Consider the following 17022-nt stretch of genomic DNA (forward strand, 5'->3'; position numbering starts at 1 on the left):
AATTGAAGACACATTACACACCTTCGGTATAGAACGTTCTTTAAGTCATAAAGGAACTCCCTATGACAATGCTGTAGCTGAAGCTACATTTAAAACCATTAAAACAGAATTCGTACATAATCAAACGTTCCCTAACCAACAAGAACTTGACCTCCAATTGTTTGATTATGTTCATTGGTTTAATCACATTCGTTTACACAGCTCATTAGGTTATCAGTCTCCCATGGAATTTAAAAAAGCAACTTTATAAATGTGTCCAGTTTGGTGTTGACATACCACCGATACGGTGTGGGCCGAAGGTGCTGCTCATAAGTGTGGCGTCGCGTGGATTGGTTGTGGTGCCATGTTCTTCGGTTGTGGCGTGTCTCCTGTTGGTTGTGGAGTCATGCCCTTCGGTTGTGGCGTGGCCCTGGTTGGTTGTGGCATCACGTGCCACGGTTGTGGCGTGGCCCTGGTTGGTTGTGGAGTCACAAGCATCCCTTGTGGCGTGACTTCCCGTTAGTGCCGTGTCACTCCCAATCAGTGCGGCGTCACCTTCTCCCAGTGCAACGTCGATTCCCATCTGTGCGGCAACGCCCCCTTGAATCCGGCTTTCCTTCCCAGAAGTGCGTCCCCTCTATCAAAGTGGCTCCCTCTCTCGTGCGTAGGGTACTTCCCTGCGGTAAGAAATTGAATGTCCATTCGCCCTTTGTCCTGTAAAGCAAGATTGACGTTACGTTTCTTGTATTTTACACTAAGCCGTGGAGCAAAGGAGGCTTTTCTACAGTGAATAATCACCTTCCTACATACCGCAGGCAGCAAGGAATGTCGCAGCACGACTTAGCGCGGCGCCTAGGGGTGTCGCGGCAAACGATCATTTCGATTGAAAAAGGTAAATACAATCCGTCGCTTCCCTTGGCCCTCCATCTTGCCCGCATTTTTGAAACAGAAGTGGAACAGCTTTTCCAATTGGAAGAGAAGGATATTAAATCATAAAAGGAGTTACTTATGCAACGAAATACATTTTTAATTATTGGGATCTTTTTTGTACTTATTATTGGCTTTTTTCTTGTATCCAGCATTATGGTAGGCGTGGCGCCGAACTTTATTATTTTTCCATTAATCAGTTTTGCCATTATGTGTTTTTCTCTGTATTATTTGTACCCCCAGTTTCGCCAAAAAGATGAACGGATGAAAGCCATTCGTGAGAGGGGAATGTTTTTTTCTTATTTTGCTTTAATCATTTACTTCTTCTTTTTCTGGACGGTATTACAATTCGATTTATTCTTTATTACCGCCCGTGAGCTTTTGCAAATTCTTATTGCCCTAACCATCAGCACAGTATTTCTCTCGTTTGTTGTTGTTTCGAAACGTTATTAATCGATAGAAAGGAGCTGGCCATAATGGTCAGCTCCTTGTCGTATGCTCTCTACTATTTTGTTAGCCTCACGAATCCGCTAACGCTTTTATTTTCTCTGTAATTATATTAATGACTTCCTCGTCTTCGCTGCCAATCACTTCAGCCACTACTTTTTCCGTCGACTCTGTCTGCAAGCGCTGCTTTAATGCTTGGCTTTCTTCATCAGCTTCTACATCAAACAAGAAAGCTGAAGCGATGGTAGTTAATAAGTTAGGAGCATCTACTCCTTTTTCGCGTAACTGTAGAAAAGGATTAACCAAGCGATCATCGGCAGCAAGCTTACGCAGTGGCTGCCTTCCGACTCTTCGTACATCATCTGCTAAATACGGATTTTTAAAACGTTCAAGAATTTTAGCGTGATAGGCTTGCATGTCTTCGCGACTGAACCCGTATTTACGCTCAAGCAATTCGCCAGTTTCCTGCAAAACTCCTTGCAATACAGGTGTAACAGCATCATGGCGTATTGCATCTGGGACTGCATCAACGTTGTGATACGCGCCTAAATAGGCAAGCGCCGCATGGCCTGTATTTACGGTAAATAATTTGCGCTCAACATATGGATTTAAGTCTGATACGTACGTAACACCTGGAAGCGACGTCGATGTTTCTCTATTTTTCATGGCCGGGGTTTCAATGACCCATTCGAAAAATGGCTCCACTTTTACATTTAACAACTGTTCAGCTCCGTCTTGGTTGGGGACGATCCGGTCCACCGCCGCATTTGGGAACCCGGCTACCGTTTTCACCTCAGCCTCTTCAGCCTGAGCTACATTTGCCAGCACATGGCCTTTTAGTAGCTCGCTTCCACCGATCATGTTTTCACAAGCAATCACGTCCACCGGCTCCTTGCCGGCAGCTGCCCGCTTGCTTAAGCCTTTGGCCAAAAGCGGCGCGATTTTTTCCAAAACAGCCGGGCCGACTGCGGTCGTAATCAGGTCGGCATCGACAATTTGCCGGACAATCTCCTCGCTTTCGGATGCGCTGTTGAGCGCGGAGATTCCCTGTATTGGGACCGTGGGATCGTCTTCTTCTGCATAAATGACCTCATATGTGCCTTGCTCATTTAATGCAGAAATAATCTCTTCATTTACATCGGCAAAGCAAATATGAAATCCGGCCCTGTGCAGGATTTCCCCGACAAAGCCCCGGCCGATGTTGCCCGCTCCAAAGTGTAGAGCCTGCATTAGCCTGTCACCTCTGTAAAGTGATTCAATAATTCATCCGCACTATTAGCATTCAATATATCTTCTAGTTTACTTTCATCGGAGCAGGTAATTGCGATATTAGATAAAATCTCAAGGTGCTCATCTCCTTTGCCGGCAATGCCGATGACAAGCCGTACCTCTTCGCCGTCCCAATCAATCGGTTCATCAAATAGCAAAATCGAAATCCCAGTTTCTTTAATCTCTTTTTTTGCATCTTCTGTACCGTGAGGAATCGCTAAATAATTACCCATATAAGTTGAAGTGAGTTCTTCCCGGGCCATCATCTCTTTAACATAAGCTTCGTTGACATAACCTTGCGACTGAAGAATTTCTCCCGCTTTTTGAATTGCTTCTTCTTTTGGCATGGTTTCCAATCCTAGTTGTATATTCTCTTTAGTTAAAACAGTAGATGCCATTTTTTCCACTCCTACTCATGTATTTTTTCTATTAAATAATCTTTTAAGCGCTTTTCTAACAATTGATACAGCTCAGCTTGACCGCCTTGTTCAAACCGGGCAATGTGCTCATCACTTTCGATAATCAGCGTGCTGATATAACTCATAACCCCCAGCCCCTCTTCATGCCAGGTGGCTGGAGCGAGCATTAATAACAGCCGCCGCACAGAAGTCTCGCTATTATCCATCGCACGCACACGAATTGGACTTTTCAGTTCATGAATTGTAAAACTTGGCACCTGTACATCGTCGCTGCGTGTATGGAACAAAGCGAGTTCAGTTTCTGGGATTGCCAGTCCTCCTAAATGCTGCCGTTCGAGTAATTGGTCTTTGACCTGTTCCCCGTTTACAAGCCACCCGTTCTTCTCTTGCTGTGTGCAAATCTGGGAAAGTACCGTTTCTGCATCGGTCTGTTCGTTCCAGCTGCTTACCTGGAAATGTTCAAGAATGGATTGGATCAGCGAACTTAGTTGTTCTATTCCCCGAAACGAAGCAGTTGATTCATTGATCTGGGTTGGTTCCTTTTCCAATTCATTGTCTCCAAGCCACTGGCTTTGCTGGATCGTTTGCCGGATGGCAGTTATTTCTTTTCCTGATAAGAACGGAGTGACGAGAACATAATCATCTCGATCACGCAGCGGAATCGTAGAGATGAGCAGATCCCTTCTTTCTTTAGCAATAGCTTGAACATCAAGGGCGGACGCATGTGTTACTTCCTCAATTTCAGGTATTTCTTTCTTCAGCCGGGCCGCAAGCATCTTCGACGTCCCTAGTCCACTGGAGCAGACAACAATGGCGCGTAGTTTCTTTTCATTACGCATCCTCTCCATTGCTGACCAGAAGTGCATCACCAGAAAGCCTACTTCTTCATCTGGCATAGGGTCAGGAAACACCTGGGCTGCTTTTGTCTTTAGACTGGAAAACAGGGCTGGATAATCTGTTTGGATATGGCTGAGCAATGGGTTATGAATTTTCATTTGCTGGCGAATCCGGTAAAGAGCTGGCTTTAAGTGCGTAATGAGCCCGTCCCTAAGCGCAATATCATTTGCTAACGGTAGCTCCCATTCCTGTTCAACAAGCTGAATGAGTTTCGTTATTTTCCTGGTTAATTCCAAGGCTTGTTCTTCTTGGACATAAACTTGGGGTGCGATTTGCTTGGCTCCTAAGAGGTGCATCGTCACATAGCCGATTTCAGAAGTTGGAATGGTCAGTTCAAGTCGTTCTTCTAATTTCTTCAAGACAGTTTTTGCCCAGTCATATTCCGGCTGCTGCTTCAACTCTTCAAGCGTTGCCTCATCCATTACAATTTCTTCGCCCTGGCATATCCGCTCAGTTGCCAAACCTAAATGTATGACTAGACCAAGATACGAAGTGTCCGCGATCGGCTCACTATACGCCTGGTGCAAATCTCGTAACGCAAGCAGTACCTCATGGAGCACACCTGCATCAATAACGTTTAACAGCTTTTTTGAAGCCTGGCGCTCAATATGCTCCTTTTGAAACGAATCATCAAGAAAAGAAAATAGCTCCTCTTCGGACGCATATTCCGTCAGCAAATTACGAAGCGCCCTTCGCTTCAAGGATTCTTCACCTTCAACATAAACGCCGTAACCCCGCCTGCGTACAAGTTCAAGCTGATGCGGGTAAAGCCAATCCTTCAACTTATTTAAATCATTGCTCGCTGTAGCAATTGTAACCCCTAGTTCTTTCGCCAATGTATAAAGTTTTACCGGCTCCTTTGACTGCAACAAAATCGAGCTCAGTAAATGTTGGCGTTCTTCAGGGGAATACTCCACCGGTTCGTGCTGTTGTAATTCCTGCTTAAGCTGCTCGATCTGAGGGCCCGCGCCTTCTAAAAGCATGCCTTTTCCTGTTTCTTTTGCAAGCTGCAGCTGAAAGGACGATAACACCTGCTCTACACCTGGTAAATCCCGGTGAATCGTGCGCTGGCTCACGTGCAGATCATCAGCTAGTTGCTTTACAGTGATTCCTTCAGAAGAAGCTAGAAGGGACGACAAAATATGTCGTTCCCTTGCTGACAAATACATGTTTATCACCTAGCTTCCTTTCATTATTGTTGCTGCTCTTTCAACTCTTCTACCAGTTCATCATATTTCTGAGCGTTCATAAAGTTTTCAACAGAAACATGGTGCTTATCTGGCTGTTTGCTTCGAGCACGCTCGGTCAAATCTTTGTGCGTGACAACAAGGTCTGTGTCATCTGGAATTTGGGTCACTGACGTATTTGTCACTTCAATCTCAAGCCCTGCTTCTTTCACCTTTTTCTTTAAGATTGATGCTCCCATTGCACTTGAGCCCATGCCGGCATCACAAGCGAAGACAATTTTGTTGACATTTTCATAAGAAGCCGTGGCTGTTTCTTCTGTTTCATTTGAAGTCAAATGCTCGGAAACGCTGCTCTTCTTCCCTTTCATCGTTTCCATTTTCTCGGTTGCTTCATCCAAGTTTTCTTCATTTGTGCCCGTCGTTTTCATGATAACAGCTGAAATCAAGAAAGAAACAGCCGTGGCTACAAAGATACCTGCAAAAACGCCTAGATGATTACCCTGCGGCGTCATGAGGGAGTAGGCGATAATACTTCCAGGGGAAGGCACCGCGACCAGTCCTGCGTCAAACAATACAAAGGTAAAGATACCACTCATGCCCCCGCCAATTACAGCCAAAATAAGAAGCGGCTTCATGAGAATGTAAGGGAAGTAAATTTCATGAATCCCACCGAAAAAGTGAATGACAGAAGCTCCGGCCGCTGAACCTTTTGCCATTTTAGAACCGAAGACTAAAAAGGCAAGTAAAACGCCAAGACCCGGTCCTGGATTCGTTTCAAGCATGAACAAGATGGAACTTCCAGTCTCAGAGGCTTCTGAAGCTCCGAGCGGACTCAAAATCCCGTGGTTAATCGCATTGTTTAAGAACAACACTTTCGCCGGTTCAATAATAATGCTCGTTAAAGGAAGCAGGCCCAGGTTAACAATTTGCTGCACCCCAAGGGCAAGCGTGTTCGTCAGGCCGGAGACTACCGGGCCGACGCCGGCGTTACCTACCAATGCAAGAATAAGCCCGACGATACCTGCGGAAAAGTTGTTAATCAGCATTTCAAATCCGGAAGGAACTTTGCCTTCAAAGAACCTGTCCACCAATTTAATCGCGAAACCGCCAAGCGGCCCCATAATCATCGCGCCTAAGAACATCGGAATTTCAGCCCCGACAATGACACCCATTGCCGCGGTAGCCCCGACGACACCCCCGCGCAGGCCATGTACCATCCGGCCGCCCGTAAATGCAATTAAGAGCGGTAGCAAGTACATAATCATCGGATCAACTAGTTCAGCAAATCCTTCATGCGGCAACCAGCCATCTTCTATAAATAAAGCCGTTATAAAACCCCAAGCAATAAATGCGCCGATATTTGGCATGATCATACCGCTCAAGTACCCGCCGAACTTTTGTACTTTTGTCTTAAAGCCTCCTTGCTGCTCTTCTGAGACTTGTTCAGTACTCATAGTTTCTTCCTCCTTTTTAGATATGGTGTACTTTCATGGTAAAGCGCTATCACCGCTATCGCAATTGAATCTAATCATAATTTCGTCACAACTCGGCATGACAAAATTAAAATAGAAAAGACCTACGTTTGTAGAGCTTTCAAAAAAACCGGCGATTGGTGAAGCTATTGGCCTATCACTTTATGCCGGATAACTGTAAAGCTTACAGTAAACCATCTATACTCATTTATTTTGACGTGCTGAAGATAGTATGTAACGCTAGTAGTATTGATCACTTTTTATGAGAAACGAGAAGATATATATGACGAACCGAACGGCTACTATTCTTTTTGTGCTTGGCATTCTGTTTATCTCCTTTAACCTGCGTCCTGCTATTACTGCCGTCGGCCCGCTCGTCCCATTGATTCGTGAAGACACCGGCATGTCAAACAGCCTGGCTGGCTCGCTTACGACGATTCCGCTCCTTTCCTTTGCGGCTTTCTCACTGATTGCCCCCAAACTTGGCCTTCGCTTTGGCAATAACTTGGCTGTTTTTGCTGCGCTAGCCACCCTTGTGACAGGGATATTTCTGCGAACGACCGGCTTGATTACAGCCATCTTGGTTGGTACAGCACTTATCGGAATCGGTATAGCAGTCTGTAATGTCCTGCTCCCTGGTATTATCAAATTTAACTTTCCCCAAAAAGTGGGGATTATGACAAGCATCTACACAGCCGGGATGGGGCTGTTTGCAAGCATCGGCTCTGGCCTAAGTATCCCGCTTGCTGAAACAGCCGGGCTCGGTTGGGAGATGACACTTGCCATCTGGGGGCTCTTAGGGGGACTTGCCTTAGTCTTCTGGGCTCCGCAGTTAAAAGGGAGCGTGTCCGCTCGTACATCGTCCGCCGTGGCAGCTTCAGTAGACCATAATCATATGCCAATCTGGAAATCTAGCCTTGCTTGGTACGTGACGTTATTCATGGGCCTGCAGTCTTTTGTCTTTTACAACATGATCGCGTGGCTTCCTGACGTTCTTCAATCTCTCGGAGTAAGTTTAGCCTTTGCCGGTTGGACGCTTTTTCTCCTTCAGCTTATTGGCATTCCGTTCAGCTTCGCGGTACCTTTGCTTGCCACCCGCCTTCGCAATCAACAACCGATAGTGGTCGGCATTTGCAGCCTGTATGTGATAAGCATGAGCGGCCTTCTTTTCTTGCCGAACCTGCCGGTAATCATTATTAGTGCCTTATGTCTTGGCATTGGCCAGGGAGCTGCTATCAGCCTCGCCCTGACACTGCTTGGCCTCCGCGCTAAAGAACCGCAGGAAGCAGCACGCTTATCCGGCATGGCTCAATCTGTCGGTTACTTGCTTGCAGCCAGCGGACCTGTTCTCATGGGTGTGATGTATGACACGTTTTCCACCTGGCAGCCGTTTCTTTATACGATACTTGTCGTCAGCTTTCTCGTGCTTGCCTTCGGACTTAAAGCCGGGCAAAACCGATATATATTTGAGTCCTGATCCAATTTTTAACTAACAGGAACTGCCTGTTTTCATTTCTGGAAATGTCTGCAGCGTTTAAGCGTCTGTTAACGTGAACTTGCTTCACTTCAGATATTTCCTCCACACAGAAACCCCGATCCAAAAAGAAGGATCGGGGTTATTAACATAATAGAGCTGAAAATCCCACAGCATGGTTTTCACAAGGAAGGAAGCAATGCCCGAGGCAAGCTGCTTCCTGACAATCAATAGCAACATTTAACGAAGTCGTATAAAAACAGAAAACATCTTTATTCCGGCGGGGTGAACGAGCGCTTGGACAACTCTTCATCTAGCAGGAAGATCGCATCTCCATCTAGGTGGACACGTTCTAATTTTTTAATATACCCATCAAATAATGCTTCTTCTTCAACCTGCTCATCAATAAACCAATTCAAAAACGTCATCGTCGCATGTTCTCGCTCATCTAACGCCAAATCGGCAAGCTTATAAATCCGCTTAGTTACTTCTTTTTCGTGAGCTAACGATTTTTTAAAACAGTCCAGGATCGAAGAAAAGGAATTTTCGGGGGTTTCAAAACCTGTGACATGCAGACGAGCCCCCATATCATTTAAAAAGTGATAAAACTTCATCGCATGAAAGCGCTCCTCTTCTGCCTGCACATGAAAAAAGTTAGAAAACCCATCAAGGTCTTGGTGTGAACAGTAAGCTGCTGTTGCTAAGTAAGCGTGGGCGGAATAAAATTCATAATTCATTTGTTCCATTAATTGTTGTTCCAGCTTTTCACTCATCATAATATACCTGCCCCCTTTATTGAGCTGAACTCTGATTTAAGTATACTAAAGATATCGGCAAATCAGAATGATACGAAGAGGGATTTTTACACAAAATTATAAAAGGTCCATGTTGGATATTTCATGAGAAGGCAGACAAGACCTCAAGGAGAGGCCTTTCTGCCCTTATTTTTTACACAACTGCACTAACCAAAATTACAGCTTAACCGCTTTACGTATGCTTGTTACATTTCATGCTGTTCCTGAGCTTGCATAGGAGGTGTAACCACCCAACCCTTTTCTTTGTTCATACGAAGCAGCTCTGCACCTTTTTGAGCTTTATTGATATGGATTTGCCCAAACATCATTGCAATATCTTCGCGCAAAGAGGTAGCCATCGCACGGCTGCAGCTTACGAGCGCCATACCAATGTCACGACTTAACGCAGCAGAGATTTCCGGGTCAGTAATACGAGCCCCAGCAGGAATGTCTTCCACGCGTGCTTCAGCTCGTTCCGGTGGTGCCGGCGGGATAACTACGCCATTCGCTTTTAAAATCTCTTCAATGTCTTTCTCTTCTTTACGGTCTTGGTCAATTAATCCGCTCAGGAACTGATGTAAATCTGCATCCCCGCAGTGATTCATCATCGTTTGGTTTGCTGCAATTTTCCCTTTAAGCCCTGCTAAAAATGTCCAAAGATCGAAAACTTCACCGTAGTGAAGGGGTTGTTTCACTTGTACGCCACCAAGAATTCCCATGATTATATGCCTCCATTTGTAAAATTGGTTTGGACCCATGTGGTAGAATCCCCGACTCACTCTGCTTATATGTGCCGAAAGCTTGGTATGCAGCAATAATGATTTTCCAGTTCAGGAAAATGGCCAACTCGAAAAACGATGAGCCAGCTTCACACATATTCTTTAGACGATTGAAGAGACTATAGGCTTGTTGGCCGCTTATTAGGAGGCCAGCCCGCTAATTACTTTCCTCAAGTCATCTTACGTTGGCAAGGTGTGTAACTGGCTGGTGGTTCGCAGAACAACGGATGGTCAACTATAAGACGCTTGCCCATAAGCCAGTTTCGAAAAAACAGTTGGAAGATGCTTGCTTTCACAACAAGGATAAGAATGACACCGGCTTCTTGTTCGCCATGTCTTCTTAAACGCGGGCGACTAGCATACTTCAGAGCCGCAACCACTCACTGTTCGGTCAATATCAGTCGCTGCCTACAGACGTGTCGGATATTCCGGCTGATGGTTTTCTACCCTAAAAGGCCAGCTCTTGATGAACGAGGGAAAGTATGCAAATTACAAGGAGGAATTAGGATGGACGAGAAACGAAAAATTGAAGCACAAGAGCGTAAACTTGCACACGAAGTAGATGAGGAAGTTGCTGCCGAAGTATCACCTTTAAAAACAGAGTTAAAAGATATTGAAAACCAAATAAACCAAATGAAGCAATCCCAACAACAGGGACAAGGTGGAAGCAGCGCGCAAAATCAGCAAAAAGCAAATGACCTAGCTCAACAGTTAAACCAATTCTCAAACCAAGCAGACCAACAAGAACAACAAACAATTCAACAACTGCAACAATCCATCCAAGATGCTTCACAAACCCTTCAAGGCGTTGAACAATCTCTTCAATCCTTCGATGTGCTAAATCAAGTAAGTGACCAAATGCATCAATCACAGGATCAGTTGAACCAACAAATGCAACAACAAGGGCAACAAGGGCAACAAGCCCAACAAGCCCAACAAGGCCAGCAAGCTCAGCAAAAACAACAACAAAACCAGCAGAACCAGCAAAATCAACAGAACCAGTAGAGCTCTCCTTCTAAACAAATTCTTTTTAGCATGAATTAATATGTAGAGCTGTCCCTCTTGAAGGGGCAGCTCTTTCATGTGGGGGACTGGCAAGAGCGGGTATGACTTCTCAAATTATTTCTTCCACTTTTACGCATGAACATTCGATTTCCGAATATATTTATTCGTTGTATGCTTAAAATGTAGGGAGGTTGTCTATAGTGAATGAAGCACACTTGGCCTGGCATGAAACGTTAGAACTTCATGAATTAGTAGCCTTTCAAAGTGTAGGATTAGTTAAACTAAAGCAAACGTACCCCCACATCACCAATAATGATTTAAAAACACTTTATAATGAAGCAATCGCTACAGTAGAAGAAAATTTACAAGAACTGATTGAATTTTTCCCTAATGCGCCGCGCGGAGAAAAATCCCCGTCACTTGCCGCGGAAGTGATGACTGGTTTTTACGCGGGGGACTTACTTGGCTTTGCCAAAACGAGCGTTAGGAATTATGCGATTGCTATTACGGAAACGGCTACACCTATGGTAAGAGAAGTGTTACAAAATCAGCTTAATAACGCGATTGAATTACACGCCAAAACGTTTCATTTCATGTACGAACGAAGCGATTATCCAGCTTATAACCTCGAAAGGCTGCTGCAGACTGATCTAGAAAATGCTTATTACGCACTCTCAATGTGAGTCCTAGGATGGTAAATGTACAGATAAGCTCAGAGGACGAAATAATGAAGTACCTCAACGTGAGGTTGTAGAAGAAAGAGCTAGTTCACCCCCGTGTACCTAGTGGGCTAGCTCCCCTTAAGGAAAGGCAATTCTTTTTGCTTGCTCGGCTACTCTAGGAGCGTACCTGCTCCATCACTTACGTCAACTTGCTTTTTAGCGGTCATGAGTTCCGTTATTGGTTGCTTTATTGGATAAAAACTCATGATTTAGCCTTGTGTTAAAATCTTGAGCTTCCCATTCGGGGGTATAGATAGCCCATCGGCTGGATATCAGATAACGCGCAAAAATTCTACAGTCCCGTGGCCCCATCCGTTTGTGAGTATCTCTCTCCTTCTTTTATTTGACTCTGCGCCAATCTGTTTCTGAAGCCAGTCCTTATACCTTTGTTTAAACTTGTCCAACTAAGCACACACCCTTCCCTAGTGAGATTGGTTGCTTTTACAAGGGGGGAAAATCAGAAAAGAGAAAAACGCGGAGAAGAAACGTATGCGTATGAACACATCAGGATGTTCGGACAACAACATACTGAATTTTTTGTTTCTATGTTTTCGCCGCCCCCTACTTCTTAATGAGCTCTTTCTAGGGCCTGCTTCCATTTGGCTACGTAAGCAGTTATGATTTGTTGCTTGTCTATTTTTTCGGTAAGGCCGGGAAAGACGGTGGTTGTATGGACAACTAGATAGAATAATGGAGCTAATGTTTGAACCAGCTTGTACTCTTCTCTTAAATTCTCGAGAGTATCCACCTGTTTCCATCTAGTCAGATATCTATCTAACAGCCATTCCATCTCGTTTAACGAGAAGGATTCTTTCATTTCTTCCATCAGCACTCCTACACTTAAAAATGGATGACTTAACGAGCTGTCGGCCCAGTCATAAATGATTGGGCCCTGCTTTTCTACTATAATATTTCCACCAAACAAATCGCCGTGCTCCAGTGTGATCGGGACATGGGAATCACCTAATTCAGCTGTGAATCTTAACATGTCAGATAGGCTATGCCGTAAGAGCTGATACGCTTCATCGTTAAGCCATTCCTCTTGATGTAAGACAGTCATCGTTTCTTCCGCTTTCTGTTCGAGCGTCTGAACGATTGGTCTATACGGAAGATGGAGTTGAAGAAGGTGATTGATATGTGCCGCCATTGTTGTTTGTATGTCTGCCATGCGATCGATAGCCTCTTCCCAAGGCCCAAGCTGCTGCGTCCTCCCTAACAGCTCCCCCTTCATTTCCCGCATAAGGTAACGATTCTGGGACGGCTCGAAGGCTACCACGCCTGGCGTACAGTTCGGAAAATAGTCTGTAAGAAACGATTGGAGCGTTACTTCATGTTCAAATACAGATGGAACTTCTTTGACATAATACGTTTCCTGCTCCGTATGTAGTTGCAATAAGGCCGCTTTCTCCCAGCTGCGAACTTGATTGCTCGTTAGAAGAGGCAGGGCCACGTGCTCCTCCACCCAAGTCTCAACCTCTTTACGCCAGCCTGGTTGATACCAGGGCGGACAGCCGAGGGCGGCCTGTTTTTCTTTAAAGCTGTTAATCATTTGCTGGTCTGCGTGTGATAAACGGCCAAGCTGAGACAAAGGGAGCCATTTACCTTGATAAGGGGGCTCTCCTGCGTTCTCAAGAACTTCTCCGCTGTAGATGCGTGTAGCTACTGAGCTTTCGAAACAACAATAAACGTGAATCGCCAGCTTATAATTGCGGCTCACATACGCCACAAGCGGTTCAGTAACAGCAATGTGAAATGGAGCTGTCTCAAACTTCGGCAGCACGTAAGCATCAGCTTGTTCGCAAATGAATACGTTTTTTCCATTCTCATCAAAGAGCACCACCGTTATCTCCATAAAAGGTCGCCTCCCCTCCTTTAATACAGCCGCTACACTTCTTCTACTACCGATTCACCTTCTGTTTGTTCGTCGTCCATCCATTTCCACTGTTCATGGAGCCGAATCTTGCCATTCTCCAAGACCTCGGGCTGTGAATAACACTCACCACCTCGCAATTCATTGGCGTGGTTCACGTGATTATAGCGAAAATGCAAGGACCCGTCTTCGTTTACCAGCCCGATCAGCCGGCCTGTCACGATTTCTCCCCCGCCATATGTAGCCGTTAAAATCTGTCCCTGCTGCTCATAGTTAAAAGTGGTATCTCCTGACACTTCCCCGTTTGCTGTATTTGTTTTGGACACAAACGTTCTGCCATCGTAATTAATCATGAAGCCTCTCCCTCCTACAAAATTGGAAACGACAGGCATTACCCATCATTTCCGTTAGGATGTTTTCTTCTTACTACGCTTTCATATCATCTACCGTGCCTTCCCTCGTAGCACGGGTTTACAGAAATGGGGGCACTTGAGTAACGAGCGGTTTATACGATTCTGTGCGCCTTGTTAAAATCAGTTTCTCCTGATCGAGCCACCAATCTGATTTCATCGTCATAAAGTTATTCATCAGCACTTCTTCGCCTGTGTCATTCGCAATGACAGTCTGGTCATTCACATAGTTTTGGTCCAGGTTATAAATCGCGCTTCGTCCTTTGAATTCATACTCAGTTCCAACAAAGTTAGCGACAATGGTATAGGATTGAGCCGCTTTGGCGACTGCATCCCAGGTAGTAAGGGAACCTTCTGGATAAGGGGTCGGGAACATTCGTTGATTGATGCCTATATCCACGCCGTAGTCACCATTCCAGCTCGTCGGAATACAGATAAGATCAGCTCGTTTTACAGCGAGAACCCCAGCGACTTCAGGAAAAGTAGCGTCATAGCCGATCATTAGGCCTACCCGGCTAAAACCATCAATCGGGGTAACGGCAATGTGAGTGCCCGGTGTAGCCCAGGACTCGTCCCATTCGTTCAAATGAATTTTCCGGTGCTTACCGATCACTTCACCTTGCGGGCTGATCAGCACAGCGGTGTTATAATAATGTCTTTCTTCCTGTTCCACAAATCCAAATACGACATGCGCGTCTGCCTCAAGAGCGAGCTGCTTCATTTCTCTAACAGACGGTCCGTCATCCGTTTCGGCAAAAGGAAGGATTTCTTGTTTCTTTTTGGCATTGACCGGACCAACGAGCGATAATTCCGGCAAAACGAGTAAATTGACGCCCGCATCCACTTTTTCATACACGAGCTGTTTCACTTTTTCCAGGTTCGCTTTCTTATCTCCTATGACTGGTTCATATTGCAGAGCCGCTGCATGAATGTCCCGGGAGACCGTATTTTTCACGTAATCCCACGGTCCTAAGAAAAGCATTAAATCCTTGTAGCTTTCCATGCGGCGCTCAAGCATCCGCTCTTTGGCCATGTTGTCATAATGGTCCGGGTCAACATCTCCATAAATAATTCTAGCCTCTTCCTTGGTCTCATCTTCAAACGCAGAATACGGAGCTTCGGCCAACTTTTTTCCGGACGGTGACCATACCGCGCTTAACCCAATCATATGAAAGTCTTCCTCTGTATTGGAACGGTTCGCACTCACCACATACAGACCGTTCATTTCGGCCCAATGCTGAAGAAGTGAAATCGAAGCACCCGAGGAATTAGTTGGAAAACACAAAATGTCTGCGCCATTAACAGCCGCCAGCCGGGCTGATTCGAAATACGTGGAATCCTGGCAAATAATCATGGCAATCCGCCCGAGTTCCGTTTCAAACACCGGGCAACCCATATCCCCCCAGCAGGACCAATAGTTCTCCACGACCCACTGATGAATTTTGCGGTATTTGCCGATATAGCCTTCAGGCCCCACCAACGCTGCAGAGTTGTAAAATAACCCGCTCGTTAAATCGTGTTCAGCCAGACCGATGACAATATACGTACCATATTCTTTGGCAATTTGCGTGAACTGGGCCGTCGTTATACCTGGAATTGTATCTACATACGGCGCTACGGCTGACCGGTCAAGATAATGATAGCCGGTAGTAGCCATTTCTGGCGTTACGATTAATTTTGCGCCGTTTTCAGCAGCTTCACGCACCACTTTAGCCAGCTCCCGAATATTTGAATTCCGCCGGTTCAACCTAGGGTTAAATTGAACCGCCGCTACTTTGAACGGCTCCCTTGACTTTATCATTTGGGCTCACCCTTTCTGCAATCAGTCGAACTTCTAGTTTTCCCATTCCTACTTTAATTTATTTTTAGCTGCACCGTCTAGACAAAAGAATAAGAGCAAAGTAAAGGGCTTACTTTATCGCAGTTATCTAAGGTAAGTGCGACCATTAGCGCTTTTTAGTTTAGATTACTACTTTAATACTTTCTGCTCCACATGTAGTTCGATCAAATGGCCATCAGGGTCAGCGCAGAAGATCTGGGCAAATCCACTTCTGCTCGTTTGATTTTCTGTGAACGTCACATTATGCTTTTTCAGCCAGTCTCTTGCTTCAAAATAATTAGTCACTCGCAACGCAAAATGAGCTTCTTTTGAGTTCAGCTCATGCTTCTTTTTCAACACCTCGGACGCAGGAAAAACGATTAAATGAATGTGTTGATTTCCGACCTGAAACCAAGCTCCCGAAAAATCGAAGTCCGGCCGCTTAATCTCTTGCAAACATAATACGTCTTTATAAAAAGCTTTTGCCTTCTCCAAATCAGTCACAGGCAGACTAACGTGGTGAAGTCCTTCATAGTTAATCATATGTACCCTCCTGTTCATGTTACGGAAGTTCTCTACCTCCTATAGTAATCCATAGTATCGTAACTAGATTTTTCTACGAAGTGGCATCTCATCACCCGTATCACTCTAATTTTAACAGACATTCGTGTAGTGTACCTTTATAGGAAGGTAGCCGGAAGATGTAGTGCTCGCTTCAAACATCGTACTAATAAAGAAACTTTGGCAAAGCCAAGCCTGCGGCGACGGGGTAGGCTGAGCCTATGGTGCACGTATATCGTTTCTCTCAACAATTTATACATTCTCACAGTGTGTGAAAAAGATCAGCTACTTTTCTGCAAGAGCTGATCTTTTTTGCTGGTTCTTATTAATCCACGATTGCCAAACATATTCGCCTCATTTGATTAACCTTGTTCCAACACCCATTCTTTAGCTTTTGCTTCTTCATCAAATTCAAAGAACCGAAGATTGGCGCCAGTCATAATGTCCGCTCCTTTTGTTAAAGCCATTAGAGTCTTTTGATCACCTACAATCGCATACCTTTCAATTCGCTCCATATCATTGTCTTTTAAAAATTTCAGCCGGTCATCAAGAGTCGTAAATTCAGCACTGACCATATTAGGCATCCTTACGAAAATTCGAATCGTTTCAAAGTGGTCGAGTGTATTTTCTACTTCATTTACAATGTTTTTGTATTCTTCCTCTTCAACTTTCTCCTTAAATTCATACGCCAATATATTTCCCTGGCTCCAATCTAACTTCTTGTTCACTTTTATCACCTCATGTTTAATCGTTTACTCTTCCATTTCCGAGATGAAACCACATTAATCATATTTTATGGAGTTGCCTATGGAAATCGTTGCAAATGAACGTGTTGCAGAAGAACTTGGACGCTTTGCGATGAAATATGGACGTTTCGACAAGATTCTCATACGACTCGACAACATTCTTGGACGTTTCGACACAAAAGCTGGACGTTTTCCTCACCCGCTACTAGTTTAAAGCCAAGCATACAGCTAAGGCTGAGCCTTCA

Annotated in this window: 18 protein-coding genes; 7 read left to right on the forward strand and 11 right to left on the reverse strand. The window is 44.9% G+C overall.

What is annotated here, in order from left to right; all coding sequences use genetic code 11:
- The 3 genes from D469_RS0106630 to D469_RS0106645 all read left to right on the forward strand — a co-directional run.
- Positions 1–250: IS3 family transposase (locus D469_RS0106630; protein ID WP_018922599.1), on the forward strand; the 250-nt coding region annotated here is incomplete at its 5' end.
- 515 nt (positions 251–765) lie between these two features.
- Positions 766–975: a helix-turn-helix transcriptional regulator gene (locus D469_RS0106640; RefSeq protein ID WP_018922601.1), complete on the forward strand. Its 210-nt coding sequence runs from the start codon at positions 766–768 to the stop codon at positions 973–975.
- Positions 976–987: 12 nt separating this feature from the next.
- On the forward strand, positions 988–1359 hold the full coding sequence (locus tag D469_RS0106645; protein WP_018922602.1) for a hypothetical protein: 372 nt from the start codon (positions 988–990) through the stop codon (positions 1357–1359).
- 66 nt (positions 1360–1425) lie between these two features.
- Here D469_RS0106645 and D469_RS0106650 read toward each other — a convergent pair whose 3' ends face one another.
- The 4 genes from D469_RS0106650 to D469_RS0106665 are packed head-to-tail and all read right to left on the reverse strand — an operon-like array spanning position 1426 to position 6579.
- Positions 1426–2583 (reverse strand): mannitol-1-phosphate 5-dehydrogenase, encoded by a 1158-nt coding sequence (locus D469_RS0106650; RefSeq protein ID WP_018922603.1) that lies wholly within the window; start codon positions 2581–2583, stop codon positions 1426–1428.
- Entirely contained in the window at positions 2583–3020 is a 438-nt protein-coding gene (locus D469_RS0106655) for a PTS mannitol transporter subunit IIA (protein WP_018922604.1), read from the reverse strand. Before D469_RS0106655 ends, D469_RS0106650 begins: the two co-directional genes overlap by 1 nt.
- Before the next feature lie 11 nt (positions 3021–3031).
- The gene (locus D469_RS0106660) at positions 3032–5107 is read right to left on the reverse strand and encodes a BglG family transcription antiterminator (protein WP_018922605.1); all 2076 of its coding nucleotides are present in this window, start codon (positions 5105–5107) and stop codon (positions 3032–3034) included.
- Positions 5108–5130: 23 nt separating this feature from the next.
- Positions 5131–6579 carry a PTS mannitol transporter subunit IIBC gene (locus D469_RS0106665; RefSeq protein ID WP_018922606.1) on the reverse strand — a complete coding sequence of 483 codons (1449 nt, stop codon included), beginning with the start codon at positions 6577–6579 and terminating at the stop codon, positions 5131–5133.
- A 301-nt stretch (positions 6580–6880) separates the two neighbouring features.
- On the opposite strand from D469_RS0106665, the gene D469_RS0106670 reads away from it, so the two are divergent.
- Positions 6881–8074 (forward strand): CynX/NimT family MFS transporter, encoded by a 1194-nt coding sequence (locus D469_RS0106670; protein WP_018922607.1) that lies wholly within the window; start codon positions 6881–6883, stop codon positions 8072–8074.
- 269 nt (positions 8075–8343) lie between these two features.
- On the opposite strand, the gene D469_RS0106675 is transcribed toward D469_RS0106670, so the two are convergent.
- Positions 8344–8847, reverse strand: coding sequence for a ferritin (locus D469_RS0106675; RefSeq protein WP_018922608.1), 504 nt, complete (start codon positions 8845–8847; stop codon positions 8344–8346).
- Positions 8848–9071: 224 nt separating this feature from the next.
- Positions 9072–9584 (reverse strand): DUF3231 family protein, encoded by a 513-nt coding sequence (locus D469_RS0106680; RefSeq protein ID WP_018922609.1) that lies wholly within the window; start codon positions 9582–9584, stop codon positions 9072–9074.
- 567 nt (positions 9585–10151) lie between these two features.
- Between D469_RS0106680 and D469_RS0106685 the strand changes: the two genes are divergently transcribed.
- Complete coding sequence (locus D469_RS0106685; RefSeq protein ID WP_018922610.1) at positions 10152–10649, forward strand: hypothetical protein; 498 nt, start codon at positions 10152–10154, stop codon at positions 10647–10649.
- A 191-nt stretch (positions 10650–10840) separates the two neighbouring features.
- Complete coding sequence (locus tag D469_RS0106690) at positions 10841–11332, forward strand: spore coat protein (RefSeq protein ID WP_026286133.1); 492 nt, start codon at positions 10841–10843, stop codon at positions 11330–11332.
- Between the two features lie 607 nt (positions 11333–11939).
- Here D469_RS0106690 and D469_RS0106700 read toward each other — a convergent pair.
- From D469_RS0106700 to D469_RS0106720, 5 genes are all read right to left on the reverse strand, one after another.
- Complete coding sequence (locus tag D469_RS0106700) at positions 11940–13223, reverse strand: phosphotransferase (protein ID WP_018922613.1); 1284 nt, start codon at positions 13221–13223, stop codon at positions 11940–11942.
- A 32-nt stretch (positions 13224–13255) separates the two neighbouring features.
- Positions 13256–13594: an avidin-fold protein gene (locus D469_RS0106705; RefSeq protein ID WP_018922614.1), complete on the reverse strand. Its 339-nt coding sequence runs from the start codon at positions 13592–13594 to the stop codon at positions 13256–13258.
- A gap of 118 nt (positions 13595–13712) precedes the next feature.
- Complete coding sequence (locus tag D469_RS0106710) at positions 13713–15452, reverse strand: nitrilase-related carbon-nitrogen hydrolase (RefSeq protein ID WP_018922615.1); 1740 nt, start codon at positions 15450–15452, stop codon at positions 13713–13715.
- A gap of 168 nt (positions 15453–15620) precedes the next feature.
- Positions 15621–16013, reverse strand: coding sequence for a VOC family protein (locus D469_RS0106715; RefSeq protein WP_018922616.1), 393 nt, complete (start codon positions 16011–16013; stop codon positions 15621–15623).
- Positions 16014–16393: 380 nt separating this feature from the next.
- Positions 16394–16759 carry a SpoIIAA family protein gene (locus D469_RS0106720; RefSeq protein WP_018922617.1) on the reverse strand — a complete coding sequence of 122 codons (366 nt, stop codon included), beginning with the start codon at positions 16757–16759 and terminating at the stop codon, positions 16394–16396.
- A 79-nt stretch (positions 16760–16838) separates the two neighbouring features.
- Between D469_RS0106720 and D469_RS21995 the strand changes: the two genes are divergently transcribed.
- A complete protein-coding gene (locus tag D469_RS21995) occupies positions 16839–16991 on the forward strand; it encodes a hypothetical protein (RefSeq protein ID WP_018922618.1) in 153 nt (50 codons plus the stop codon).
- Positions 16992–17022 lie beyond the last annotated feature (31 nt).

The sequence above is a fragment of the Salsuginibacillus kocurii DSM 18087 genome, from assembly GCF_000377705.1.
Classification (GTDB): domain Bacteria; phylum Bacillota; class Bacilli; order Bacillales; family Marinococcaceae; genus Salsuginibacillus; species Salsuginibacillus kocurii.